The organism is Nocardia sp. SYP-A9097 (genome assembly GCF_009649815.1).
Taxonomy (GTDB): Bacteria; Actinomycetota; Actinomycetes; order Mycobacteriales; family Mycobacteriaceae; genus Nocardia.
The window spans coordinates 11,292-36,751 of record NZ_WJIC01000006.1; the positions used below are offsets into that span (position 1 = coordinate 11,292).

Here is a 25,460-nt window from a genome sequence, read left to right on the forward strand (position 1 = left end):
AGTGCTACTCCAGGGCTGGTGGTATCTCGTTGGCGGCCTTGCGATAGTCCTGCGGCGCGAATGGCAGTCTGCCAGTGTAGCTGGGCACCGAATCCAGCACGGTATTGCAATTGGCGCAGGCCGGAGCGGGATCACCGATGAACTGGGTTTGTACCCGTTCACCGTTCTGCTTGCGGAATTTCTCGTCCAGCCAGCGCGGATCGAAACGCATTTCATCGAGTATGCGGCGGTCCAGGGGCGGCGGCGGGATATCGTCGCCGTGTTCCTCGCGCCAGGACTCCTCATGTGCGCGCTGGCGTTCCCAGAGCAGTTCGTTCACGGCCTTGATCTCGGCATGCCGCAGCGGAATGTCATAGTGCGCCCGGCCGTCCATGACGAAGTCTTCCATCAGCAGCAGCGGCTGATTCTTGTCGTTGCGGAGGATATTGCCTTCCTCATCGGTGAGCTTGATGGCCTTGTGGTTCTCATCGAGGACGGGCCGCTGATGCACCACGTCCTCGCTCTTCATGAGCGGGTGCAGCCAATCGCCGATGGCGTGATAGTTCTCCCGTAGCAGCGGATGCAGATGATCAGGGTCGATGAGATCGAGTTCGCTGCCATTGACGCCCTCGGTAATGAGGCCGGTGCGCAGGTCGATGGCAATGGCGCTGCACGGGCCCTCATCCGGAGTCCGTTGTGCGGCATGGTGATCCGCGCGCGCTCTGGACAGCTCCTCGACGTATTGCTTGACCGGTTTGCCGTCGACTGTCTCGATCAGATCGGTGCCCTCGCGCTTGGTGACGCGGGATTCGTCATCGGGATCGATCTCCGCCACGATCGCGCCACGGCTCTTGTCCTGCTCGAACTCCGGGGTGCGGATATCGGGTGCGTGGCCCGGGTCGACCGGGTCCGGGAACTCCATGGGGTGCTCGCTCGGTTCGGTCGCCGAGGGGGCCTGGTGCGGCGGCTCCGGGAAGTCGTGTGCCGCATCGGGATTCGTCGGCCGCACATCGATCTGCAGATCGTGCTGGTCGGCGTAGTCCTGGATCCTCTGCTGGTTCTGCTCCGGAATGCCGTACGTGGTCTCGATTTCCGCCGGATGGGCCGCGACCGGATCCGGGGCGGGGTGATATTCGATCACCATGCGGTGCTCGGGCAGCGGCGCCGAGTAGCCGGCCATGCGCGCGGTATCGAGGTTATTGCTGGCCCCGGCGTCGATGGTGTAGTCGTAATCGGTATTGCCCGGGTGCGGGAAGTGGGTGAGCTCCACTACCCGGAAGGGATTGGCGCCGTCCCCGTACAGCGCCTCGATGGCCTCCCACAGTTTGGTGCCGAGAATATGTCCGCGATCGCCGGGGGTACCGCCCTCCTCCTGCGGTTTCATATCCCACTGCACCTCGATGCGCCCGCCGGGAGCCATGGCGGCGGCGAGCCCCTCGGCCATCGGGTGATAGGCGGAATCGGGCAGTTCGGCGCTGACGTTATTGATGTAGACGCGCGCGATTTGACCGCTGCCGGTATCGCCGAGAATATGCCCGTCGAACAGCAGATTTCCGAAGAGCATGACGCTGCCCGGCGCGGTCAGCGGACCCGGATCGAGAATGCCGAGATCGCGGCGGCGCTGACCCGCGATCGGGAATTCCGAGGCGAGTTCGGTCTTGATGATCAGGCCGCCGCCGGAGCGATCGGCCTCCGGTGTGAGGTCGACGGCGAAGGCACTGCGGCCGACCCCGACATCGACGGTATGACCGCCATTGCCCGCCGCCTGCACCGTGGGGCGTGGCTGGTGCGGAATACGTGTGTCGTTCTCGCCGAATACATTCTGCTGCAGCGGTAGTCGATGCTGGGGCTGCGGTCGCGGCAGTACATCGACGACAGACTTGCCATCCACCGCATCGTGTACGACCACGGTGTATTCGAGATTGAGCCCGTGTTCGGTGGCCCCGCGATTGGCGCTGTCCACCGTGCGCAGGAAATCCCCGAGCGTGGTCGGCTCGCCATTGACGGTCAGCGTGCCCGTCGCATGATCCAGTACGCCGGTCACCCGATCCGGTGCGTGCGCGAAAGCGTCTGCCGCATCATGCATTCGAGCGAAGTTCTCCGGGCCGAACGCCTGCCGGAAGTTCTCGGGTGTGGAGTTCTCGAAGTGATCCAGCGCCCGATGCAAGGCTTGCGCCCGATCCGGCCCACTCAGGCTCGGATCATTGATTACGGCATTGATCGGATTCAGCGCATTGAGCAGTCCCGGCACCATCCGCCGGGCCGCCTTGGCCTCGGGCTCGAAGAGCGGGTCGAATATGCGCCGCGACTGCTCCTCCCGCATCCGCCCATCCAGCGCCTGCCGCTCGGCGCGCACCACATCCTCGGCGTGGTCGCCCGTGAGCTGCTGTCGCAGCTGATCCATGTGATCCGCTGCAGCCCTGTCGAAGTCGGCCTCGCTCAGATTCGGATCGAAGCGCGGCCGCTCCGATAGCAACCCGTCCTGCTCCAACTGCAACCGCCGCGCCAGCTCGGGATCATGCTCCCGCAACAACTCTCGCGCGGTATCGCCATGCCTGGGGTTCGGATCGGGGTTCGCCGCATCCCCTTGCCCCGGGGCCGCATCGCTGCGCGCCGGATCCGACTGTGCGGGATGGGTATCGGACGACTCGGTGTCGGTGGGGGAGGGGCTGTGTGCCGGATCGCCGAGTCCCAGGCGGTCGGTGAGTGCGCGCAGATCGGCGCGTAGCCGTGGAAGTTCGTGCGCCCGAGCGGGATCGAAGGTCGCGGCATCGATTTGCGCGGTGAGCACCCGTAATTCGGCGAAGCGGCCGGCGAGGTGTGGGGTGAGCTGATTCGGCCGATCGTCGTTCTGCTCGATATCCGGATCGAGTGGGATCTGCGGGTCAATGCCCAGCCGGATCTCGGCCAGTTCGTGTGCCACCGCACGCACTACGTCTTCGTCCCGGGCATGCGGGGAGACCCGCACGTCGTAGCCGGAACCATCGGGGCGAGCGGTGAATTCGGCGACCGCCCCATCCTCGGTCGGCCCGACTCGGACGGTGACGGTGCCATGCTCATCGGGCAGCACGAAGTGACTCTGGTCCCGATTCCACGCCACATCCTCCGGCGTGATCAGCCCCAGATTGGCCTTGATCTCCTCGGCCAGGAACTCCGGACTGAGCTCGCCCCCCGAACGTGCGTCGGCGTTGTAGTCGCCGATGGGCGTGGATTGCCCGCGCTCCGGTGGCGTCCGCTCCCCGCGCGAATTCTCCGGCACTCCGGCGCGGCCCGGTCCATGCTGTGCGGAGGGATCGTGCACCGGAATCGGCACGACTCCCGCGATCGGTCCATCCTTGGAATCCTCAGTGCCCTGGTGTGTTCGGCTATCCGGGGCGATGCCGTCCGAACCGGCCTCGGTGTCCGGTCCGCTGGTTTCGCTATGCGGGCCGGAGGTTTCGGTGCGCGGACCGTTGACGTCGCCGGGTCCTTCGGTGCGGATGGCTTCACCGGGCGTCGCGGTGTCCGGGCTGGTCGCTTCAATGCCGGTGCGGTTCGCCTGAACGGGTCCCGCGGTGTTCGGGGCCTGATCGTTGAGCGTGCTGCGTGAAGCTGTGCCCGGCTGTGCCGCAATGGGTTTGGGAGCCGAGCCGTCGCCCGCTGCGATGGGCCGCCCGGCCGGAGCGGGCTTGGCCGCATCGCCGGGTGCGCGGGTATCGCCCGCCGGGCCGGTGGATGGGTTCGAAGCGGTGCGGGAATCGGGTGAGGTGGGGTTCGAACCTGGACTGTTAGGCGCGGTGGTGTGTCCCGATGTGCCGCCCTGGCTCGCGCCGGGCGTGGTGCTGACCGTGCCATTGGTCGAGGTGCCAGGGGCGGTATTGGACTCGGCCGGATGCGTCTCTTTCCCTGCCGGATTCGACTCGCTCCGCCCGGCGGCATCCTCGGACTGGGCCGGTGACTCGTGGTTCCGGGCATCCGAGTTGGAGTCGGTGCTGTGCTCGCCATTCGTGTCCGAACGCGAATCCGCCGCGGCGCCAGGCTCACTCGCATGCGCGTCCGCCGAATGATCCCCGCCGGGTGTCCTGCTGTCGGAGGTGTGCGTCGAATCCCCGCCGTCGCCGTTGGTATCGGCGTCCACATCCGGCTTGTTGTTACGCCCGCCACCGACTCCCGGCCCGTCCCCATTGGTCTGGGGCGATTCATGGCGGTCATCCGGGGGAGCGTGTGAATCCTTTCCGGCACCGGAATCACCCTCGCCCACAGGTGAACTGGCCGAGTGGGTGGGTGCACCACCCTGCTGCCCGGAATCGCCTGGGCCGCCAGGCTGTTGGCCATTGACCGGATCGCTCGTCCCGGGCTGTCGCGCGGGATCGGTTGCCCCGGCTGCCGGATCCGTTGTCTCACCGGAAGTCCCGGGATTCGTATCGGCCCCACCGTGCACTGGTGAATTGAAGTTCGCCGGTGAGCTCCCATCGGTCGGTGACCCGACCGGCCGCCCACCGAAATCGGTATGCCCCGCATACCCGTGCAAGGCGCTGGGCCCCGCTCCGGAGAAGGCCCCGCCGGTCAGCGACCGCGGATCGAATTCCCAATTGCCGGTGAGCAATCCGCCACCCAGCCACGCGCCGCCGGCCCCGGCCGCACCGGCTCCCCATCCGGTGAGCGCCCCATTGAACGATCCCCGCCAGCCACCCATATTCGTCGGCAGGAAATGATTCGCCCCCAGCCCGAACGCCCCACCGGTGCCGCCCGCGATCGCGGAGATGGCGGCATTGGTGCCCATGGCATTCCAGTCGTACCCGTCGGTGTGCCCGGTCTGCTGCTGAATGGTCTGCACCAGGAATTCCTGCGAAGTCCCCTGCAGCGCTTCGACCAACGCCTCCTGGCCGATCTCGTAGACCAGCTTGGGGATGATCCGCTTCAGCACCTGATTGGTGATCCGATCGGCCAGCGCCCGGGTGATCCGATTCGCCAGCTGCTCGCCGAGTTCACGGAACGCCACCCGTGCCGTCGCGAAAATGGTGCCCTCGAGTGCGGGCGCGAACGGTCCCGACGCCGCGGCCCAGGCGAGTTCGGCGACCAGCCAGGCCCCGGCGATATAGAAGTTCAGCTTGGCGGACTGCAGCTGATCGCCCATGCTGTCGGCGGCCGAGGCCAGCGCGCGATAGTTCTCGCCGATCTCCTTCAGCGACCCGTGCTGCTCGGGCCCCTGTCCGTCGCGCAGCGGCAGCAGCCACTGCATGATCTTCTCGCCGCCGGTGCCATCGGGATAGGCGTCGCCGAGCCCGCTGAGCAGGTGGTCGAGGTCGGCGCGCAGGTCGTCGACCTGTCCCGCCACATCCTCGAGGTCACGCCCCATCTGCCACATGAGGTCTTCATTGCCGTGCGGCCAATCCGAGCCGACCAGCCATTCCAACCACTCCAGCCAGGACGGAAACTCCATCGCCACAGCACACCCCGGGTGGTCGGTTCCGATCTTGGTGGGATCGACTGTGCCACAACGACGCAAGCGAACTCAATATGAAAGGTGAATGAAAGCTGCTGGCGCACGCCATCTCCGCGTCGTCCGGGCGCACGACAAGGTTCACACGATGGTCGGTGAATAGGGGTAGCGACGTGTTTTCCAGCAGTCCCGCACCATGCCCAGCCGGTGGAATGCGACAGGTGATAGTGTCCGCGCGGAAGGGAGTTCGCATGGGTGAAATACCAGGTGCGCGGGCCGAACTGGACCGGCACGGCCGTGTGCTGCGCACCCAACTGGCCGACCTCATCGCGCTATTGACCCCCGATGCGGACCTGACGCTGCTCTTCCTCGACGAACCCACCGTCGCCGATTGGCATGAACCGCTCAAATACCGCTACTCGACAACCTTTCGCGCGCAGCGAGCCGAGGATGTGAGCGCCCCCGACACCGTGCGCCGCGGCGCGGCCATGCTGGCGAACGCCGGCTGGGAGGTATCCGAATCACGCGAGGTGAATCGGACGCTGGTGACCGGATATTCGAATGGCAATACCCTCGAAATCCGTGTCCCGGACCAGGTGCCGACCGTACTGTTCAGCGCCAGCACCCCCGCCATGGCACTCACCACCGTGTCGGAGCCGGAGCGGCCGGACCCGATCCGCACGGCCGCGACGCTCTCGTCCCGCCATGTGCTCTGCTACGAATGCGACGGCCTGGGCGTCTGCCCGGAATGTGGTGGGCGCGGCTGGCTCACGGATGCGGCCGCCGGCCGGGTGACGTGTCCCGAATGTTCGGGCGGTCGCATGTGCCCGATCTGTCAGGGTGCCGGGCAGCTGGCGATCTCGCGGCTGCAGCCGTTCCAGCGCCGGTTCTATCCGGACCTGCCGGAGTAGCTCACCAACTGTTGCTGGTCGGACCGGAATTGCCCCGGGTGGAATGCCAATCCTCATAGTCGACCGCATCGGTGAATTCCGGTGCGGGCTCGGCCTGCTGCGCCAATCGTTCCCGCGCCTGCGGTGGCGCGAGCGAGGCGGGCGGCAAGGTCGGCGCCTGCGACTCCAGATCGGGCATCCCCTCGAAAAGCTCCGACAGCTTGGGCATTTTCGCCCGCTGATCACTGAGCGGCCGCAACAACTCCTCGGTCTTGCGCCGCATATCGGCGGAGGCCTGCTGCGCGGCGGCGGTCACGGCCCTGGCGATCTCGTCGAAACCGAACTCCCCGATATCGGAGGCGAACCGGGTGGCGATCACAATGCAGTCGGCATTGACGGTGACCGTCACGCGTCCACTGGTAGCACTGGCCGTCAACAGCGCTCGCTTACGAGAAGCCTCGGCGATCTCCCGCATCTGCCGCGAGAACCCCTCCAGAATCGAGGCGGCCTCGGCTTCCCCACGCTCCCTTACCAATTCAAGACCTACTTGAAGCTATCGGTATTGCGATGCTCCATCGCCCCGAGCGCCTTCGCCGACTTCTGCAGCCCCGTAACCAGATTCCCGAACGAGGTCGAGAGATTCCCGGTACCGTCGGCCATATTCTCGCTCCCGCTGGCGAACCCCTTCGCGCCCTCGGCGAACTTGGCCCCGAATTCGTCATCCCCCCAGGCGGATTGCCCCGCCGACACCGCAGTCCGCGCCGCGTCGGCAATGCCCGCCAATCGGTCCCGAATATCGGCCGCCGTCCCCGACGCTTCCCCCACCAGCCGAGCATCCGCATGCAATTTCCCAGCCATAGCAAGCCTTCCCGAGTCCGCCGCCTACCACACCGAGATCAACTCTGCCACAGCCCAATAGTGAGCACAACATGAACAGCCGTCGACCGCGCGCTGCCATGCGGGTTTGCCCCTAAGATCGACGCAGCAACTCAGGGTGGGAGAAAGCATGCTGAAACACGCGCTGGAACAGGGCAGTTCGCGACGACGATGGGCAGTACCGGCTGGATTGGCCTTTGCCGCAGCTCTATTGGCCGCCTGCGACTCGACCCCGGCCGCCGTCACATACGGCCCCGCAGCGCCCGCCGGCGCGCGGCTCAACCTCCCGGTCCCCAGCTCCGGCATCCTCGACTCCGCGAAATGGCCGAATAGCTGTGACCTGCTGACCGATACCGAACTGAAGGCAATCCTGCCGCAGTCCAGCAAAATCGATCACAAACCCCAAAAGGTCAGCTTCTTCACCCCCACCGGCGTGGACGCCAATGGCAAACTCACCGCCTGGGCCCCACCCGCCGACGTCCCCGCCGGCGAATGCAACCTCTGGTTCCACCTCCCCGCAAAATGGGACGGCCAGAACTCCAATATCGACATAGTCATGCGAGCAATCGCCGACCCGGCGTCGATCACCGCCTTCTTCCAAAAAGAACGCACCGCCGAATCCAAAGCCACCGACCTGGGTTCGGTCGCGGGCGCCACCTGCTACTCCGCATCCCGAGGCACCCTGCACTGCGCCCACGGCCAGTACTACTTCGAAATCTCCGGCCGCTCCGACCCGATCGACGATGACAAAACCGACGGCCCGACCTGGCGCGAAAAAGTCCTCTACGAGGCCATCCGTACCCTCGTAGCCAAAATGTCCTGACCCCCGCCGCGAAAGGAGCAGCAATGCCCGAGCTCCCCCTGGCCCGCACCAACGCCGAAGCCCGCCTGTACCTAAGCCTGCAACCCTGCGAATCCTGCGGCGAATCCCGCTGCACATTCCGCAGCGCGGTAATCACCGTCGAAGGTGCCCTGGCCAGCCGCTACACCGGCGAATGCCCCAGCTGCTCCGCGCGACGTGTCTACGAATTCCGCCTCCCCGCGGAGGTCCTCCCGCCTCCTGCGGGCAGTGTCCGCTTCGGCGAAGCGTCCCCCTCCGAACTCCTGGACCCCGGTACCTGGCTCTGGTACTCGGACGTGTGCATCCGCCAAGTCCCCTCCACCACAGCAACTCTCGACGACCGAGCCCTGAAAGCGGCCCGCCACACCTTGGCCACCGCAATAGCCGCCATCGATGAAGTCCTGAAGTTCATCCCCGACACCGAAGACCGAGTCCCCCTCTCCGCCTTAACCTCAGCAGACGGCCTAGCTCTTTACGACCGCGAACCAGGCCGCTTCACCCGCCCTCGCCTGGAAGCGGTCCGGGATTACTACACCGCGACTCTCGCCGGCTCCTAGCTCGCTATCCGCCCGGTTGTCGGCGGCAGGATCCGTTGCCGACCTTGGTTTATGCTGTCCGGGCACTGCTCGGATAGGTCTGCAAGGGGGATCGTGGTTCAGCTGAGCGCGGGCCAGACGTTCGCGGAATACACACTCGACGGCGTGCTCGGGGTTGGGGGAATGGGGAGCGTCTACCTCGCGCGGCATCCACGACTGCCTCGGCAGGTCGCACTCAAACTGCTCGCGCACGAGGGGGCCGCGGACGCCGAATTGCGGCGGCGGTTCGAGCAGGAGGCGAATGCCATTGCCCGGCTGGATCATCCGAGCATTGTCGGGATTCACGACCGGGGTGTGCATGACGGACATCTGTGGATCGCCATGCAGTATGTCCAGGGAACTGACGCATCCCGATTGGACCCTCGCCAGGTAAACGTGCCACGCGCTCTTCGCATCGTGACCGAGACGGCGGCCGCGCTGGATTTCGCACACAGTCGAGGCGTGCTGCATCGAGATGTGAAGCCCGCCAACATCCTTCTCTCCGCGGCGGACACCGGGCGCGAGGAGCGCGCCTATCTCACCGACTTCGGCATCGCCCGAATGCTCGACGCGAATACCCAACTGACCTCAACCGGAACCTTCACCGCCACACTGGCATACGCGCCCCCCGAACAGCTCTCCGGCGAGGTAGTCGACCACCGTGCCGACCAATACTCGCTCGCCTGCACCCTTTTCGCCCTGCTGGCCGGTCGCCCACCATTCGCTTCCACGAATCCCGGCCAGGTCGTCGCCGGCCACCTCAGCCAGCCGTTGCCACGCCTCAGCCACATTCGAAGCGACGTGCCCCCGCTACTGGATGACGTAATCGCCCGCGCGACAGCGAAACAACGGGACCAGCGATTCGCCAGCTGCACAGAATTCGTGACCGCGGCCGCGGCAGCGCTCGCCGGCCAGGCGCCAGCGCCAATGCCCGCCAGCGCACAAACAGTGGTGTGGCCGCAGACCCCGCATTTTCAGAACGGTGTTCCCGCCCCGCTGCCCAGCACCCCAACAACGTTGCGCCCCGGCGCAATCGCCGCCGCTGGTCTCGCCATGGTGGCCGGACTGATCGCTACCGCAGGCGCCATCCGCCTGTATTTCCTCTACTCGGATCAGAAAGCCCGGATCGCCCACTACAGCCCCAACGGCTACAACAGCGACCTATACCCACTCACCTACCTGGGTGTAGGCACATTCACAGCGGCGCTGATCGCGCTCATATTGATGGGTGGTGCAGGACTCCTGTTGGCCCGCAACCCCTTCGGCCGCAGCCTGATCGTGACAGGCGCGACGGCCTACACGATCGCGGCCATCCTCGGTCGAACCACCGACGATCGCCCTTTCTCGATCTACGGCCTGGCCCCCGAAACCGCCGTGTGCGCGATCGGCCTGATCATCGTGCTTGCCGCCGCTATCTGCGCACTCTCCACCTCGGTCACGCCACCGGGCGCGGTCCAAACACCCAGTGCGTCCGCAGGATCGCGAGCAGTTCTCATCGCAACGGCCTGGGCCGCCATCCTGGGTGGAGCGTACGCCGGCCTGGCAGCATTGGGTTTCTGGAATGACATCGAATACTCCGCCACTCCCGTCACGATTCGAATAGTGCTGGTAGGAGCGGCCATAACCACCCTCCTGCTGGTAGGTGGAGCCACCGCCCTATTCGCCCGAGCCGCAGCCGGCCGCTTCATGATCGCCATAGGCAGCATCGGCCTGCTGATCATCGGCCTGCTCAGAAAAATCGGCAACTACCTTCCCCGGCACAACCTCTTCCGCCACATCAGCCCGCTCCCATACCTTGGTGAACCAGCGGCCACAATATTCACCGGCGTCGTGATCCTGCTGTCACTGACCATCCTCGCAGGCGCACTTTCCAGTACAACCGCCCGAGCAGTGAACCGAAATAGGTAATAGTCCTCGGGCTCAACACCATCCGAAACAACAAGATCACCAGGAACTGAGGGCGGTGAATCCCGCCGCGATTGAGGCATGAGTTCCTGGTGAGCGACTGTCCAGCTGTCAATTATCAGCGCCGACGGATGTGGCTCCGTTGTGGGAAGCGCCGGCGAGCCGTTCGTCGCGGCCGCCTTGCACATGGCAGGGGCCTCTGGCAGATCTTGGACTAAAGCTCTGGCGAATCCAGGATTTTGTATCGCGGATATGGGATTGGAGTCGTCCCGGATTTGGCGGAGGTAGAAGAGTGGCGCCCAGGTCACCAGTCGTCGGCGCTGATTCGGCTGGGGCGGAGGTCGTCGAGTTCTTCTACGTCGGTGAAGACCATGCCGGGGTTGTGGCGTTGGCGCTCAGGGGAATTCGGGGGAGCGAGGGAGGCTGGGATGAGCTCCGGAAGCTGGTCGTCCAGGTTTGGCAGGCCCTCGATGAGGTCGGACATCTTCGGCATGCGGCCGCGACGTTCATGGAGTGGGTTCATGAGTTCCGCACTCTTGCGCGCTAATTCGGTGGCGGCTTCCTGGGCGGCCTCGGTGACCGCTTTGGCGAGTTCGTCGTGAGTGAGGTCTTCGGTGTCCACGAATCGGGTTTCGATGACCACGTAGTCGGCATTCACCGTCACCGTCACTCGCTTCTGCAGTGCGGTTCCGGTGGCGGTGAGTTGGGCACGCTGCTGGTGAACTTCGGTGAGCGCCGACATCTGCGCCTGGAACTCGTCGATCATCGAGGCGAGTTCCCCCTTCATGAATTCGTTGGCCATGGGCTACGACTTGAAGGTGTTGGCGCTGGCCTGATCCGTATTGTCGTGCACCTTCGACGAATCGTGCTGCGCGTTCGACTGATCGTCCGACTTCTTGGCATTGTCGGTGGTGAGCTGCTTCAGGTTCTCGCGTGCGGCGGTGTACCCCTTGCCATCCTCACCCTTGGCGAATTTCTCACCGTAGGTGTCGCTGCCCCAGGGCTCGCCCAAGCCGTCGATGGCGGACTCCAGCCCGGTCAGCACCGCCTTCACCCGGTCGGTCACGTTGGCGGTCTTCGCCGATGCCTGCCGCAGCAGTTCGGGGCTTACCTCAACTTTTCCAGCCATGATGCCGACTCCTCCCCAATGCAGATTTGCCGCCGACAATATCCGCTGATCAGCGTCGGAAGCAATGCGATGCATATGTTTTCACTGGTCACTGACGGGTTCGCGCGTTGTACCGCTGCGTGAATCCGGCGATGTACACCGCAGGCGGCACCGAGGATGAAGACGCCTCGACCACACCGTCGTCCGCGATGTAGTAGATCGCCCGCCCGAGCATGATCTCGCCCGGCTGGGTCGGTACATAAACCATCCAGCCCGATTCGATCCGGTCGGCGTTCAGTTGGTCCAGCGGATACCCGGTGGTGTCCGAGCCCTTGTTCAGAATGTGCCGCCGCACCTGCTGGATCGCATCGACGCGGGACATCGGCGGTGCGGTGACGAACGTCCGCAATCCAGCGAGGGTGAACTGATTGAGCGCCGCATCCACATCGAATCGCGCCGGATCGATTGCGGCGGAGATGGTTTCGAAGGTGACGATCCCGGCCTCCGCCGCCGCGACCAGCGTCTCGACCGCGCTTCGCGTCTGATCGGTCAGCGGTGCACCACTCGCCTCGGCCAGCCCGGCGGCGATGATCTGGGCGGTGACATCGGAGGTCCAGACACCCGGAATCGCGGCGGCCAACCCCGGCCCGCCCGGCGACTCGCCCCGATACCACCCGCCGTTCTCCCACCAGTAGCAGAACGACAGCAGCCCCGACGATGTGCGCGGATTGAGCACCGCGTCGGTGACCCAATCCGGTGCTCCCGCATAGATTTCCGGCATCGGAGCGGAACCGTTGTATGCGGCGTCCAGCTCCGGCGAGTTCCAGACCCCACCGGAGATGACCGCCCGATCACCGGGCAGCAGATACAGCGTGCTCCCACTGCGTTTGGCCGTCTCGAACCATCCGAGCGACGGCAGCACGCGCGGCCCCTGCGCCACATCGAGGGCGGCATAGGTCGCGGCGATAGCGGTCCATCGCGCCCAAAGCAGCTGCAGCGGAGGGAAATCAGTGGTCGAGACCTCGCCGCGAATACCCTTCCCGCGATCGAGACGCGACTGCTCCGCGGCCACCTTCGCCGGTCGCAATTGCCGTCCTTCGTGCCCCACATACGCCGCCAGCCACACCGGCAGCCGCCGCCGCGGATACTCGGCGATATCGGCCCGGTATGCCTCGGCGGGGAACAGCTGATCATCCGGGAACGGCTCATCGCCGTAGTCGTAATCCGTCTGAATCTGACCGTCGTTGGTGAGCACGATTCGCATCCGCCACCACGGCCCCTCGGGCAGCTGCGCGGCGATCTCCCGCTGGTCCTGCACCAAAAGCAGTGTGGCCTGCGAAGGTTCGGCACGCACCCCGCGCCCCTGCGCCGAATAGATCACATTCCAAGCCTGAGTGGCGACCGTCCACGCGAATACCGCGTCGATCCGCTCCCAACCCTCCGGACCGTCCTCGGTGAGTGCCCGGGCAATAGCGTGAGTGACTTCACGAGCCTGCTCGGTGATCTGCTTCTCGTCGCCGCCGGTCGGGCCGGGATGGGAGACGATGGTCGTGCTGATGACCGGCTCCCCGGCGGCCTGCGCGAAGCTGTCCATGAATGTCTTCATGAAGTCGTCGTCCGGCTTCCCAGCCTGCGGATTGTTCACGATGTCGCTCCCCTCGTCGACCGGGCCGCACCGGCCGCCCGTTCGGATACGCCTGCGACCCTACACATTCGTGAGTGGTGTTTCAGGTCCGGCCGGTGGGGTAGCGGTGGGATTACCCGGTAGGCCGATGCGACCATCCGCAGTTGCTGATCCACGCCTTCTATGGCAGCGTGGCGCGAGATCACTGCCTGTCCGTCGGTGAAAACCGCAGTCCGGCAGTCTGATAGCTGAGTAGTCGGTCGAATCCGGGGGCGGGAGTGGTAGTACGGGGGGCGGAAACCGCTGCTAGGCACACGACTCGCGATGCGGTGAGGTCGCGATGATCTGGCGTCCGCCCGGTGCCGATTATTACGGCTGGCTCGTCGGCATGCAGTGGCCCGAGGGCAACGAAGACAAGATGTGGACGCTCGCGGACGACTGGAAAGCCGCTGCCACGCAGCTCAACAGCATCAAGGACGATATCGATTCCGCCATGTCGGCGGTGCGGCTCGCCTATCCAGAGGGCGATGGCGGCGACGCCATGCTGGCTCAGCTCAATTCGCTCAAGGTCGGCGATGTGAGCAAGGACGGGGCCGGATCGATCGACAGCCTCGTCACGTGGTTCAACAGTATTGGGGGGCTCGCGGAGAACACCGGCACCGAGTTCGAGTACAGCAAGCTGATGTTCCACGCCATGTTGATCATCATGGCGGCGGACATGCTGATCGCCGCGGCCAGTTTGCTGGCCGCGCCCGCTGCGGAAGCGGCCGTGATCGCGGCCAATCGCGTCACCGCGCGGATCATTATGAAGCAGCTGTTCAAGAAGCTGATCGGGCAGAGCGTGAAGTTCGCCGAGATCGCCGAGATCAAAGCTGTTCTCAAAGATCTGGCAATCAAAGCGAGTCTTACCGCGGCAAAGTCCGCAGCCCTCGGTGCGGCCATGGGTACTGTCCCGGATGCGGCAATTCAGGCGTGGCAGCGCTATGAAGGGCGACGCGAGAAGTTCAGCTGGGAACAGGTCGGGATCATGGCGGCCGCCGGAGCCGCCGGAGGTGTCGTCGCCGCCGGTGTCGGTGGCGGTCTGCATGGGCTGTTCGGCAGTCCGGCAAAGATCACCACGCGAGTGGCGACCACCGGAATCACCATGGTGGCGGCGGGCGGGTCGGCCGGACTGGCGGGTTGGGGGGCCAGCGCGCTGATCACCGGTAACCACGAGTTCGACCCACGGATGATTACCGCGGGCATGTGGGGCGGTGCCGCGCCCGGCGCGATTCGTGCGGCCAATCCGAAGGGCCACGCCCCGACCCTTGCCGAGCCAACTGCGGAGCTCAAAAGCCAACCGGCACCGACCAAACCGAGCGGGCTCGAGGCGCCTGCCAATACGAAGGAGAGCGCGCCGATCACACCGGCGCACATCTCCGACGGGGCGGGGCTCGCCGGAGATAACTCGCACTCCGGGGACGCTGGAAAGCAGAATCCGGGCGTGGTGGCTGCCGCGGCACCCGCGAATCCGGTGGTGCACAACGATGTTCCGAACAGTCAGATCAGCAACGGCCAGAACGCCGCTCCCGCGCAGCCAGTGCATCAGCAGCCCAATTCGCCCGGTACCGCGGGCCCAAAACTTGCCGATGGTGTCCAATCTTCCGCTGCCTCACACACATCGGGCGACGTCAAGCCGACCGGAGATGGTCGCCCCGCACCGGCACCCGCTCCCCGAGCGGACCCGGCCTCGACCACACACCCGGCGGATACCTCCCGGGCCGGTGCCGCGCCGAGCCGCGAACCGGCCGGGCCTGCCGCACCCGTACAAGCCAAACCCACTGGTATAGAGGCGACTTCGCGCGGAACCGAACGCCTGGACGCGGTACCGAATGATCGCGCGCAAGTCCCCGCATCCGATCGCCCCGAGGGGCGGATCGGTGGCAGACATGACGATGTGACCGGCGGACAGCATCCGAATCCAGACGGGACGCCCGCACATGACGAACACCAGTCGGGTCGCACCAACGAAGACGTCGCGCAGAACGAGCGAAATCCACAGCGGGACAACGATCCAACGCATGACGAGCAGCCGAGCCATAACCCGCAGCCGTCCCACTCGGAACCGCCCGCGCCATCCAATCCCGCGCCGCACCAGGTCCTGCCAGTCGACCATCCGATCACCGCGGCCGAGCGGGCCCATGCTGCCGACGCACTGGCCAAGCTTGGCCACGAGGTCGAGGCACTGCTTCACGTCGACGACGTAGATCAGGCTGGGGCACACCAGAAAGCCCGCGAGAACCACGACTGGTGGCACGACCTGACCCCTGACGAGCAGGGTGCGGTGATGCGCGTGCATCCGCACGAGATCGGCAATGCCGACGGTGTTCCGCCGCATGCGCGCGATCAGGCCAATCGCCTGTCCATCGCCCGCGACATGGCCGAACTGCGAGAACGCAATCCGCGCGTGGACAAGTGGACGAGCCGGTGGACCGATCCGGAGGGCCGCGAGCAGTTCAAGAACCTCCAGAGCACCATCCACAACCTGAAGCACGCGGAAACCCTCGCCGACAATTTCGCCAACCGAGATCGCGCCGATCCGAGCGACCCGCCCGGCTATCGGCCGCCCGTCCACGTGTTGTCCTACGACTCAAAGGCTTTCAACGGAGAGGGCCGCGCAGTCGTCGCGATCGGCGACGTGAATAAGGCGTCGACCGTTTCGTGGCACATCCCGGGCATCACCACCACGGTCCGCAGCCTCGAAACGAACCTGAACAACGCGTTCCACCACTACGAGGCCACCTCCGACAATGTGCACGACCCCAGCATGGTCGCCTCGATCGCCTGGATCGGCTACGACGCCCCAAGTGGTTCGCGTATCGGCCGGGAGATGACGAATCCCGCCCTGGCGCAACGCGGTGGCCAGCTACTGGCCCGAGATGTGGCCGCTTTCAACCAGACTCGCAAAATCAACGCCGGCCTGCCCGGCGGTGAACCCATGCCCGATGTGCACCTCTTCGGCCACAGCTACGGCTCCACCACCACGAGCTACGCCGGTGCGGGCGGCCGCCTGACCGGCGAGGTCACCACCATCACCCTCCTCGGCTCACCCGGCGCGGGCCCGGTCGTGCACGCCTCCGAGTTCGGCCTCGGCGAGGGAAATGTCTTCGTAGCCAGCTCCTCCCGCGACCCGGTCACCTGGATCGGCTCCAGCACTCCCGGCGAGATCGCCCGCGCCGCACCGGGTCTCAGCATGGGTCTCGGCATGGACCCCTCGGTGGAGGCGTTCGGTGCCCGTCGCATCACCGCCCAATTCCCGGGCGGTGCACAGACATTCAGCAATATCGGTACGCACACCGGCTACTACAAGTTCCACGACGACGCCCATACGGTCCCCAGCGAATCACTCCACAACTTCGCCAAGATCGCAGCCGGTGACGGCGGGAACGTCATCCCGGAGTTCGCCCGCCCCGACCACGAGGGCCTGAACGCCTGGCAGCGCAATATCGGTTCGCTCCCCAGCGACCCGGCCCACCTGCGCCCACCCATCACCGACCCGCACGAGGGTCCCCCGATCGGCTACGAACACCTGGTCGAGGAGTTCCACAACCCCGACCCGACCCCCGAACACCCCACCCTCCCCGCCGACCACCAGCCGGTCAATGACTGTGGCCCCCAAGCCCTTCGGCACGCCCAAGAACTGACCGGCAACGAAAACATCCGAATCCCACACGATCCGGATATCGCCGAACGCGGCATGTCCGCCCGCGACCTCGAAGACGCCGCAGGCGCCCGCATGCAACTGATGGACTCCCCAGGAGTCCTCGCCGACCACCTGAACCGCCTCGGCGAAGGCGCAACCGCAATAGTCGTAGCCGAATTCCACGGCCCCACAGATGTAAACGGCATAGGCGCCCACGCCTACACCGTCACCAACGACGGCGGCCGCCTGGTAGTCCACGACTCCGCCCTCGGCAGCGGCCCCCACCCCTTCTCCCCGAACAACCCCAACGTCCGCTCAGCCCACGCAGTCCTGTTCGACTCGCACGGAAACCCCGTGCACCCCATCGAATCCGGCACCCCATCGCATCCGAACACCGCGCGCCCCGAAGCCCGCATCGGCCAAGCGGAACCCCATGGTTCGCAACCCGCTCACGAACAGCCGCACACGACTCCCGAGCATCAGCCCGCTCATGACCCCGGCGGCCGACCTGTTGAGCGCGCCTCCGATGAAAGGGTGCGTCGATTCGATTCCGACGCCGCAGGTCGAAAGTTTGGCGAGGAAGTACTCGGGCCTATCCGAGACACCATGTCCCAGGCTGAGTTTCGTGAGGTGAATCGCTATACGGTACATTCTTGGATCAATGAATTTTTGCGCCATCCTGATCCTGGGAAGTTTCTCGCAAGAATCACCGAGGATTATGCGCTTCAGCGCAAACTGATGTGGTTGAGTGACGGCCGTTCGGAAATGCCGAAGCTTGAATTGTTGGATGCCTTTGACCAGCATCCGGACCTTGATCCTGCGGTACAGGATGCGATCAACAATGTTCTGCATGACTTGAATTCCCAGAACCGGCTCAGTGACATGTGGTCGAACGCAGAAAAATTCGCGACCATTCGAGACAGTGTCGGCGCTGAGCCGACCGCTGAGATGATGAGACATCATGTGGAAACCTTGGACCGGGCAACGAATCGCATTGCACCGGAAGGGTTCCAGATTGCCAGGGGAATCAACTACAAAGGGGTCGATAGTCTCACAATCGATCAGCATGGCACCATGTTGGGCGGTAAGAGTCCTCGGCAGTTGATCAACACGATCCAGACCGAACGTGGCTACTTGTCGACCAGTTTGGGCGAGGCTCCGCCGAACGCCTTTCAATCCAAAATTCGGATGGAGCTGGACGTTCCTGCCAATTCCAAAGGGGTATGGATTGGAGACAGGAGCGGGGCAGGGCCAGAGAACGAGTTCATCCTGCAGCGGGAAACGCGTTACCTGATCACCGAGGTCATCGAAGATCCGACAGGATCCACAGTTCAGGGATCCAAATACTATGGCGTTGAGTACCTGCTCAAGGGCGTCGTGATTGGTCCCGACTACGTCCACCCTGCGGACCCGGTTCGGGCCGAGCGAGCTCCCCACGACACCGAAGTAGCTCCCACCCGCGAACCGCTCGACACTGCTACTCTGAAAGATGCTGGGCTGCAACATATTCTAGAGACTGTGTTGCCCGCTGGGAACGAGCCCCATCCCGAGAATATGTGGCATCCAGAGTCGTCAGTACATGCGAAGGAATCGGTCTACAAGGAGGCCACACCGGTCGAAGAGCCTTCTTCGAGTAGTCCACACGATGATCTGGACAAGGGTTTCGTCCCGCTCGATCTCGACGACCGTCCCGGATCGCTGACGCCTCACCTCCGCGGCTGCTTCAACGAAATGAAGTCTCTGGCAACGGAAATCGTGCGCTCCGCCTCCGACCCTGTCCGCCACGGTGAACTGCCCAGCCTGCAAAGGGATCTCGAGCAGATGGCGGACCGGCTCGGAATGACGAACCCTGAGACGTCGGCCACCCCATGGCGTCTGCTTGCCCAGCATGACCCCGTATTCGAGCGCTATCTCGCGGAGCATGGCAATACACTTCTGAATCATCGACCTGAGTCGAATCCTGCCGCTCATCCGAACAAGGTGTGGCCGCATCAGGACGAACCAGGGCCTGCCAGCCATATGCCACCCGCAACGGAACATTCTTTCCCTGTCAAAGAAACCGAAGCCGGTGCGTCGTTTCACCCTGACGATCCAGAGGTCGCCGGCCTGGCCAGTCGAATAGCCAAGGACCCCACGCACTTCACCGCTGATGTCCACATCACCGAGGACGGCCATGCTCGTATCGGCGACCGTACGTACACCCCAGAGGAATTCGCCAACCTTCTCCGCCAAACCAACTGGGACGGCCACACCCCCATACGGCTCGTCGGCTGCGACGCCGCCTCCAATGGCTTCGCCAGCCGCCTGGCTCAGCATCTCGGCACAGACGTCTTGGCACCCACCAAGCCGGCTTGGTCTGACAGCAGCGGTCGTCTCTACACCAGCGCAGTCGAAATCGGCCCCGATGGCATCCGCCGCCCCCGCATTCCACCCGACGGCACCTGGGAAACATTCCACTCGGATGGCACCAAAACCAAAGCCACAGAGGACGGATTCGCTCCAGGTACCCGTGAGGAAGATAAGTACAACCTCGATCCGGGAGATGCAAGAGACCGTGCCGTAGATCGCCTGCCCGAAACACCCGAACGTATGGACGACTTCCGGGAACTTCGTGATGAGAACCGGGCCAAGCGGATCGAAGGATTCGAAGCAGTTCAAGACATCACGCACCGTAATCCGTCTGTCGATGGGGTTCGGCGTCCTTTGGATCGAGCTCTTACAACTGCCCGGTATCGCTCCGATAGCAACCGCACGCCGAATGACTTCTTCAACTTCAGTGGTGTGACTCATGACTGGTCCCCTGCTTCAGAGGCCCCGGCAAGGCCCCCGAAGGGGCAACGGGTATTCGAGACTTCTTATGCGAGCGCCTTCGATCCGGAAACCGGCCGGCTCAGTACTAGTGAAGGATCCGATCGCGCGAACGACTCGGAACCGAAGCTGTACGAAGATGTCGTGCGGCATCAGTTGGCCGAGCACTCTGGTTTGTCACGAGACACGGTCGACGACGTACTGGCCGAGGCAATCCGTGAGGTAGATGCCAGTGCCAGAACTGAATACGCCGAGGTGAGGGATGCATGGAAGAAGATCAACCAGATACTCATCGAGGACAATAGGCAGGCCTCTCGGGAGGCGGAGCAGAGCGGCACTCCCTACACACCACGCACAATCCGCGACTCCACAGTCCATGAGCTGGTAAACGACACCGGACTGTCATGGGATGTAGTGGAACGGGTGATCGAGGACTCACAGGAGGTGCACAAATCCCTTATACCGGACATGCAGCCGGGAAGGGAGGTTCAGGAGCTGCGAACAAGGGCTCGCATCGCCCTCGCGATTGAGGAGCTCAATCGGCGGGCTGCCGTGGAGGCTGCTGAGGATGGGATACCTTACACCCCATTCTCGGCAGCGGATGTGGCCGGTGACCTGCGGATGCTGATCGACCTGCCCTCAGCCCGGCTGTCCGATATCCCGGAGAAATTTCAGATCTGCGATTCGTGTATGAACCTCATTGAGGTCTACCAGCGAGTGTTCCCCAACATGCGCGTGGAGGCTCTCAACCCAGCCTTGGAAAGGTTGTATCCACTATGACTCGACCACAGGACGAAGCACGTGCGCGGATTCGATCCATCTTCGAGGAGGCGATGGCGCAGGGGCTGAAGCGGGATTCTGTGAAAGGCGCATCGGACGAGGAGATCGGCCGGTTCGCGGCCGAGCAAGGGGTATCCCACGTACCTGCGGCGATTCAGGAGGTTCTTCGACTCATTGGAACTCGGCCAGGACTGTGGTTCGACGGCACCGACTTTGGAGTCCGTAGCGGTATCGATTCTGCAGTGAAGAATCACGTCGCAACGAGTGCGCTCCGAGGGGTAGACCACGGAATCCGTGATACAGCGGGGATGTTGGTGCTGTCGGCGCGTCAGGGATACGTCTACCAAGTCATCGATGCGGCAGACCTGGCTAGTGACGACCCTGCTGTGTGGGAGATCGTGGAGGGCACTTCAGCGCGCAAGTGGCCATCGACATCTGCGTGGTTTTCTGACATGGAACCGCTGGTCGAAAGCCTGAGGCGCGACCTGGAACGGTATAAGCGGAATGGGTGGGACCTTCCGCACTGGTCGGGAAACATACTGCCACGGACAGAAAAGAGTCCCCCTTCGCAGCATCCTCGCGTACGTGTTCGTGACATCGTCGAGCGTGTGTTTGCGGCTGGACTGCGTCGTGACTCGGTTGTCGGCGCATCCGAGAATGAGATTGACCGGTTCGTAGTCGGGCAGGGAGTCGAAAGCGTACCTCCGGCCGTACGTGAAATTCTCCAGCTGATCGGGTCTGAGCCTGGGTTCTGGCTCTATCCAATGAGATTCGGCGTCCATGGTGTCGACGCTGAGCTCAAATCGAATCTTGTGTCAGCTCTCCGGGAGATTCCGCACGATATGCGTGACCCGGAGGGTGTGTTGCTGCTAGCCGCGTACCCCGGGAACACCTACTACGCAATCGACGGCACGGACCTTCTCCAAGATGACCCGCCGGTATGGGAAGTGGGCGTCGCCGGGAAAACGAGACGGGTGCGTAAAGCGTGGGGCAGCACGACTGGCTGGCTCGACGCTATGGCACCTAATATTCCGCGAGCGAGGCGGACCCTGGCAAGAACTCAGGAACAGGGCGGGCAGATTCCGGCCTGGGCCGAATACTTAGAACCGCAGAGCAATAGCTGAAAAGTACTGGCGCTTAGCAACTCCCGTTTGAGCGAGGCTGAAAGTAACCATGACTTCAGATCCATCTCGAGACAGTTACGACGTCTGGACGCGGCGTGCCGTCGTGTACCTTCCAATCACGCTCGGAGACAAGCTGGTTGGCTATCTATGGGGGACGGAGACCGGGAGCGCCGCAGGTTACTTCGCGTACGGGGCGTCTGGTATCAGCCATGTGAAGTCTTCGATCTTCTGGTTCGGCAAGCTCGACGACGCGTATCGGCGGGGTCTGACACCGGTTGAGGCAATCAGCGATTGGATAGGGAAGCCAGCAGATGCTCAGTTCGGTGGCATCGCGAGTGACGCCGAGTTCATGGGCTCGCGGACCATTCAGGACTTGGCGCTGCAGCTGAATCCCGATGCGCCGCTTGGTGAAGGCCCCTGGGTGCAGGATGGCGAGTATCCCAGTGGCACTCCTGAAAATCGTTCCGATGGGTGGGGCTCGTTGTCCTCGGTTCCGACTTCCACTTACCCCGAGGACACCACTTCTCCTGTCATGTATCTGCCGATCACGCGGGATGACATCGTTCTCGGGTACCTGTGGGCATCAACAAGTGACAACGCCGCTGGCTATCTGCAACGAGCAGCAGTGGGTAGAGAAGGCATGGTCGCTGGCGGGCTATGGCGGTCCCGCCTCATCGATGCTTACGAGGCGGGGCGGCCGGCTGTCGAAGTACTGAGCCATAGCCGCTCGCTGCCAATTCATGCCCCTGAGTTTTTCGGTGTGATCAGCGAGGGGGCTTCAGAACACCGGGCTGTCAGTCTCTCCGAGCTTCAGCGCATGGCCGACAACATCTGATCGCCGGCGGTTGAACGGTGGAAGATCTGTTTCGCAAATTCATCAACAGTGCACTGCACATCGAGACGGTCGCCGATTTTCCGACCGTCAAAGAGCTATCGCGGGGACGTAGTCGTGAGTACTCGGAGTCGATCCGATCCGGCTTTCAAGAACTGTTGTGGTGCAAGAACATCGGTGTGGCCGAGTGGTACCGCATGACCTACGTCGAGTTCGGAGAGGAAGAGAGCCTCTACCGGTTCTTGGGTGAGCTGTACGAGTATCTCTACGAGGGGCGAGTTGAGCCGCCAAGGCTCCCCGACGACTGCTAGGCGATACGCCAATGCCGGCCGCGGTGCTCTCGTTGGATGCGGTCCCTGATTTCGGCGACGGTTCTGCCAGAGCCTTTGCCTCTGTGGTGCTTGGCGACCGCGGAGTTGAGCACGATGCCGAGCCCTGTTCCGAGGAAAAGGAAGATGAGTTCACCGATCATGGTGCTTTCCTTGGTTATTCGGCTACAGGGAGTTTCGGGGGTGGTCGGATGCCAAGCGGTTCAACGCGTCGGTCCCTTGCTGCAGCAGGTTCTGGAGGGCTGTCGCACTGAGAAGAAGTTCGAAATCGTTGTGGTCGCCGAAGACCAGGGTGACCGCGCTGTCTTCGGGGTGGACGACGGGGCGGATGGGGCATTGGTCGTCGACGCACGCCCAGGTGCCGACTTTCAGTTGCTCGTACATCGTCTTCCCCTTCATCGGTTGGACTGCTACGCACTGCTTCTGGAGCCTTTGAGTGAAGATGGAGTGTGTCCCACGCCACATGTCAAGAATAGGCTGATATATCAGCCGCTTCAATGGCTTTCAGTGGATGATGTTGATCAGTAGGGTGATTCGGCGCTCGACTGAGTGTGGGAACGGAGGACCAGGTGTGCGAACGATCGGATCCATCGGCGCTGCGGTTCCTGATCGGCCATGAGCTACGGACCGCTCGCGAGCGGTCCGGCGTGAAGCAGAGCGAGGCTGCCAAGGCGCTCGACTGCAGTCAGCCCAAGATCGTCGCCATGGAATCCGGTAAGTACCTGCAACAGCCGGAGGACGTGACCATGCTTCTGCGTCTCTACGGCGCGGACGTCGCTCAGATCGATCGGCTGGCATCGCTCGCCGGTCGCGCCGACCAGAAGACTTGGTGGGCATCGTTTTCCGACGTTCTGCCCAATTGGTTCAAAACCTTCGTCGGCTTGGAAGGGCTGGCGGAAAGCCAATTCATCTATCAGACAGTGACATTCACGGGACAGCTGCAGACCTACGCCTACGCCAGAGCTCTACTCGCGGGAAGTCCCCTGGTGGCGTCGATCGACGTGGAGCAGATCGTTCGCGCCCGCATGGCCCGACAGCGATTGGCCTTGACAGGAATGCCAATGGGGCTCAGCACCGTTGTCGAGGAGGCCGTCCTGCAGCGCCAGGTCGGCAACGCAACAGTGATGCGTGAACAGTTCGACCACTTGCTGAACCTTGCGGGCCATGACCACATCGACATCCGAGTCCTACCCACCAGGACGTACGCCCATGCCGGCAACGTCAGTGAGTTCACACTTCTGCATTTCGATGAAGCCCAGACGGTCGGCTATATCGAGTACCCGACGGGCGCCCTCTACCTGCAAGACTACGATGGGGTGGCAGTGTACGAGATGCTGGCCGACCAGCTCCGTTCGGCGGCTTTGTCGAAAAGTGAATCCACCGAACTGATTCGGAGTTGCGCGGCCGAGTGGAAGTGAGGAAGTCGGCAGATGGCAGCGGACGCGAATCGGGAATGGTGCAAGTCCAGCTACAGCGGGAGCAACGGCGGCCAGTGCGTCGAGGTTCGTCTCGAGCGCGACCGTGTCGGCGTTCGTGATTCGAAGAACCGTGGTCCGGAGCTGTGGTTCACCGGCGAGCAGTGGGATCGCTTCCTCTCCAGCGATATTCGGGGTGAATGGAACGCTGGCATCGCGCTTTCGCGGCTGCGCGAAAGCGAACGGATCAGCAACCTGGTAGCTGACGGGATCTACTGAGACTGAGGCGGTGAGCGTGAGCCGATGGTGGGAGGAACTTCCGCACATCGACGAGTTGCAGTAGGAGCTCAGGGACATTCACTCGGTGGAGTTCGGGGGCGAAATGTGGAAGACGGCCCCTCGCGTACGCGATCGCGCCAAGTCTGATCCGAAGTACGCTGAGAAGCTGCGGTTCTCGTTGGATGCCCTGTTGGCCCGCGGTACGAATCCAGTGGAATGGGAGAGACTGGCGGGTGGGATCGTCTTCTCCTCTGAGGAGGTCGATCAATACCTCCGCGCGTTCTACGACTACGTGTTCGGCGATCGCCCCTCTCCACCCGAGCCGCCGGACAACGAGCGGTTGCCTCCGGAGGAGGCCAGCGCGCCTGAGGCCGGGCGTCGTTACTCGGGGACTTAGGCTCGACTGGTTCCAGTAATGCGCGCGGGTTAGGGTCGGGCGAATGCCAGATCGACAGGGGGATGTGTGCAGCAACCATTTGACCGGCAAGTACCGCATCCGGAGCCGTTCTCGCCGAATCAGTCTGGTCGACATGAGCAGCACGAGGTGCCGCTCGAGGTTCGCACGTGGCTGATTCCCGGACTGCGTTGCGGCTCAGCCGTGCGCTGGAAATAGTTCGGTGGCGGTCACCGAAGATCTGGGGCTACGTCGCAGCGTTGCCGCTGGTGATCATGGCGCGGCACATTTTCGATCTCGTCACCGGCGAAAGCCTCAAAGGCTCGGCGCTATTGGGGATTGTCGGCGTATACCTTGCTGTGCTGGTACTCGCGATCATCGTTGTCGCGCTTATCACCGGGGTGCGCATGATGAAGGTGAACCCGCAGATCAGAACATACGCAGCCACCGGGGCCTCATTATGGGCGCGGTACGGCGGCGAGGCGATGGAAGTGCCTTCTACCGCTGGGTTTTCGACCATCTCCTACACCCAGATCAAAGAGGGCCGCTGTGGATCGCGGTCGGGGTCATATTGATCCCGGTGATCGGATTGGGTTT

General features: G+C 63.6%; 19 protein-coding genes. 11 read left to right on the forward strand and 8 right to left on the reverse strand.

Annotated features, from left to right (window positions below):
* Positions 1 to 4: 4 nt before the first annotated feature.
* Entirely contained in the window at positions 5 to 5,401 is a 5,397-nt protein-coding gene (locus GFY24_RS14440; protein ID WP_153805576.1) for a hypothetical protein, read from the reverse strand.
* Positions 5,402 to 5,652: 251 nt separating this feature from the next.
* On the opposite strand from GFY24_RS14440, the gene GFY24_RS14445 reads away from it, so the two are divergent.
* Complete coding sequence (locus GFY24_RS14445; protein WP_153805577.1) at positions 5,653 to 6,312, forward strand: hypothetical protein; 660 nt, start codon at positions 5,653 to 5,655, stop codon at positions 6,310 to 6,312.
* A 1-nt stretch (position 6,313) separates the two neighbouring features.
* On the opposite strand, the gene GFY24_RS14450 is transcribed toward GFY24_RS14445, so the two are convergent.
* Together GFY24_RS14450 and GFY24_RS14455 are read right to left on the reverse strand one after the other, a co-directional pair.
* Entirely contained in the window at positions 6,314 to 6,826 is a 513-nt protein-coding gene (locus GFY24_RS14450; RefSeq protein WP_153805578.1) for a YbaB/EbfC family nucleoid-associated protein, read from the reverse strand.
* 8 nt (positions 6,827 to 6,834) lie between these two features.
* Positions 6,835 to 7,149 carry a hypothetical protein gene (locus GFY24_RS14455; RefSeq protein WP_153805579.1) on the reverse strand — a complete coding sequence of 105 codons (315 nt, stop codon included), beginning with the start codon at positions 7,147 to 7,149 and terminating at the stop codon, positions 6,835 to 6,837.
* Positions 7,150 to 7,297: 148 nt separating this feature from the next.
* Between GFY24_RS14455 and GFY24_RS14460 the strand changes: the two genes are divergently transcribed.
* The 3 genes from GFY24_RS14460 (at position 7,298) to GFY24_RS14470 (ending at position 10,491) form a co-directional block, all read left to right on the forward strand.
* Positions 7,298 to 7,990, forward strand: a complete 693-nt coding sequence (locus GFY24_RS14460; protein WP_153805580.1) for a hypothetical protein — start codon at positions 7,298 to 7,300, stop codon at positions 7,988 to 7,990.
* Between the two features lie 23 nt (positions 7,991 to 8,013).
* Positions 8,014 to 8,565: a hypothetical protein gene (locus GFY24_RS14465; RefSeq protein WP_153805581.1), complete on the forward strand. Its 552-nt coding sequence runs from the start codon at positions 8,014 to 8,016 to the stop codon at positions 8,563 to 8,565.
* Positions 8,566 to 8,658: 93 nt separating this feature from the next.
* Positions 8,659 to 10,491 (forward strand): serine/threonine-protein kinase, encoded by a 1,833-nt coding sequence (locus GFY24_RS14470; RefSeq protein ID WP_309230849.1) that lies wholly within the window; start codon positions 8,659 to 8,661, stop codon positions 10,489 to 10,491.
* Positions 10,492 to 10,792: 301 nt separating this feature from the next.
* Here the strand turns inward: GFY24_RS14470 and GFY24_RS14475 are convergent, their stop codons facing one another.
* The 3 genes from GFY24_RS14475 to GFY24_RS14485 all read right to left on the reverse strand — a co-directional run bounded on the left by GFY24_RS14475 (position 10,793) and on the right by GFY24_RS14485 (position 13,241).
* Positions 10,793 to 11,290: a YbaB/EbfC family nucleoid-associated protein gene (locus GFY24_RS14475; RefSeq protein ID WP_153805583.1), complete on the reverse strand. Its 498-nt coding sequence runs from the start codon at positions 11,288 to 11,290 to the stop codon at positions 10,793 to 10,795.
* 3 nt (positions 11,291 to 11,293) lie between these two features.
* The gene (locus tag GFY24_RS14480; protein WP_153805584.1) at positions 11,294 to 11,617 is read right to left on the reverse strand and encodes a WXG100 family type VII secretion target; all 324 of its coding nucleotides are present in this window, start codon (positions 11,615 to 11,617) and stop codon (positions 11,294 to 11,296) included.
* Positions 11,618 to 11,705: 88 nt separating this feature from the next.
* Positions 11,706 to 13,241, reverse strand: a complete 1,536-nt coding sequence (locus GFY24_RS14485) for a hypothetical protein (RefSeq protein WP_194852869.1) — start codon at positions 13,239 to 13,241, stop codon at positions 11,706 to 11,708.
* Positions 13,242 to 13,560: 319 nt separating this feature from the next.
* Here GFY24_RS14485 and GFY24_RS14490 point away from each other — a divergent pair, with 319 nt between their 5' ends.
* Genes GFY24_RS14490 through GFY24_RS14505 form a run of 4 tightly spaced genes read left to right on the forward strand, consistent with a single transcriptional unit; the run spans position 13,561 to position 22,757 of the window.
* The gene (locus GFY24_RS14490; protein ID WP_153805585.1) at positions 13,561 to 20,490 is read left to right on the forward strand and encodes an alpha/beta hydrolase; all 6,930 of its coding nucleotides are present in this window, start codon (positions 13,561 to 13,563) and stop codon (positions 20,488 to 20,490) included.
* A 53-nt stretch (positions 20,491 to 20,543) separates the two neighbouring features.
* Positions 20,544 to 21,614: a hypothetical protein gene (locus tag GFY24_RS14495; protein ID WP_153805586.1), complete on the forward strand. Its 1,071-nt coding sequence runs from the start codon at positions 20,544 to 20,546 to the stop codon at positions 21,612 to 21,614.
* 49 nt (positions 21,615 to 21,663) lie between these two features.
* Positions 21,664 to 22,449: a hypothetical protein gene (locus tag GFY24_RS14500; RefSeq protein ID WP_153805587.1), complete on the forward strand. Its 786-nt coding sequence runs from the start codon at positions 21,664 to 21,666 to the stop codon at positions 22,447 to 22,449.
* A gap of 17 nt (positions 22,450 to 22,466) precedes the next feature.
* Positions 22,467 to 22,757 carry a hypothetical protein gene (locus GFY24_RS14505; RefSeq protein ID WP_153805588.1) on the forward strand — a complete coding sequence of 97 codons (291 nt, stop codon included), beginning with the start codon at positions 22,467 to 22,469 and terminating at the stop codon, positions 22,755 to 22,757.
* Here GFY24_RS14505 and GFY24_RS14510 read toward each other — a convergent pair.
* Positions 22,754 to 22,918, reverse strand: coding sequence for a hypothetical protein (locus tag GFY24_RS14510; RefSeq protein WP_153805589.1), 165 nt, complete (start codon positions 22,916 to 22,918; stop codon positions 22,754 to 22,756). The two genes, GFY24_RS14505 and GFY24_RS14510, sit on opposite strands and share 4 nt — an antisense overlap.
* Positions 22,919 to 22,940: 22 nt before the next feature.
* Positions 22,941 to 23,159, reverse strand: a complete 219-nt coding sequence (locus GFY24_RS14515) for a hypothetical protein (protein ID WP_153805590.1) — start codon at positions 23,157 to 23,159, stop codon at positions 22,941 to 22,943.
* A 185-nt stretch (positions 23,160 to 23,344) separates the two neighbouring features.
* On the opposite strand from GFY24_RS14515, the gene GFY24_RS14520 reads away from it, so the two are divergent.
* The 3 genes from GFY24_RS14520 to GFY24_RS14530 all read left to right on the forward strand — a co-directional run bounded on the left by GFY24_RS14520 (position 23,345) and on the right by GFY24_RS14530 (position 25,438).
* Positions 23,345 to 24,193 (forward strand): helix-turn-helix transcriptional regulator, encoded by an 849-nt coding sequence (locus GFY24_RS14520; protein ID WP_309230850.1) that lies wholly within the window; start codon positions 23,345 to 23,347, stop codon positions 24,191 to 24,193.
* A 12-nt stretch (positions 24,194 to 24,205) separates the two neighbouring features.
* Positions 24,206 to 24,469 carry a DUF397 domain-containing protein gene (locus GFY24_RS14525; protein ID WP_153805592.1) on the forward strand — a complete coding sequence of 88 codons (264 nt, stop codon included), beginning with the start codon at positions 24,206 to 24,208 and terminating at the stop codon, positions 24,467 to 24,469.
* 564 nt (positions 24,470 to 25,033) lie between these two features.
* Positions 25,034 to 25,438, forward strand: coding sequence for a hypothetical protein (locus GFY24_RS14530; protein WP_153805593.1), 405 nt, complete (start codon positions 25,034 to 25,036; stop codon positions 25,436 to 25,438).
* The last annotated feature ends 22 nt before the right edge of the window (positions 25,439 to 25,460 follow it).

What these genes read in the sequence shown, in the direction of transcription:
- GFY24_RS14500 (WP_153805587.1), top strand. Translation starts at nt 21,664, where the DNA reads ATGACTTCAGATCCATCTCGAGACAGTTACGACGTCTGGACGCGGCGT.
- GFY24_RS14495 (WP_153805586.1), top strand. Translation starts at nt 20,544, where the DNA reads ATGGCGCAGGGGCTGAAGCGGGATTCTGTGAAAGGCGCATCGGACGAG.
- GFY24_RS14460 (WP_153805580.1), top strand. Translation starts at nt 7,298, where the DNA reads ATGCTGAAACACGCGCTGGAACAGGGCAGTTCGCGACGACGATGGGCA.
- GFY24_RS14445 (WP_153805577.1), top strand. Translation starts at nt 5,653, where the DNA reads ATGGGTGAAATACCAGGTGCGCGGGCCGAACTGGACCGGCACGGCCGT.
- GFY24_RS14510 (WP_153805589.1), bottom strand. Translation starts at nt 22,918, where the DNA reads ATGATCGGTGAACTCATCTTCCTTTTCCTCGGAACAGGGCTCGGCATC.
- GFY24_RS14475 (WP_153805583.1), bottom strand. Translation starts at nt 11,290, where the DNA reads ATGGCCAACGAATTCATGAAGGGGGAACTCGCCTCGATGATCGACGAG.
- GFY24_RS14455 (WP_153805579.1), bottom strand. Translation starts at nt 7,149, where the DNA reads ATGGCTGGGAAATTGCATGCGGATGCTCGGCTGGTGGGGGAAGCGTCG.
- GFY24_RS14525 (WP_153805592.1), top strand. Translation starts at nt 24,206, where the DNA reads ATGGCAGCGGACGCGAATCGGGAATGGTGCAAGTCCAGCTACAGCGGG.
- GFY24_RS14465 (WP_153805581.1), top strand. Translation starts at nt 8,014, where the DNA reads ATGCCCGAGCTCCCCCTGGCCCGCACCAACGCCGAAGCCCGCCTGTAC.
- GFY24_RS14490 (WP_153805585.1), top strand. Translation starts at nt 13,561, where the DNA reads ATGATCTGGCGTCCGCCCGGTGCCGATTATTACGGCTGGCTCGTCGGC.
- GFY24_RS14440 (WP_153805576.1), bottom strand. Translation starts at nt 5,401, where the DNA reads ATGGAGTTTCCGTCCTGGCTGGAGTGGTTGGAATGGCTGGTCGGCTCG.
- GFY24_RS14480 (WP_153805584.1), bottom strand. Translation starts at nt 11,617, where the DNA reads ATGGCTGGAAAAGTTGAGGTAAGCCCCGAACTGCTGCGGCAGGCATCG.
- GFY24_RS14515 (WP_153805590.1), bottom strand. Translation starts at nt 23,159, where the DNA reads ATGTACGAGCAACTGAAAGTCGGCACCTGGGCGTGCGTCGACGACCAA.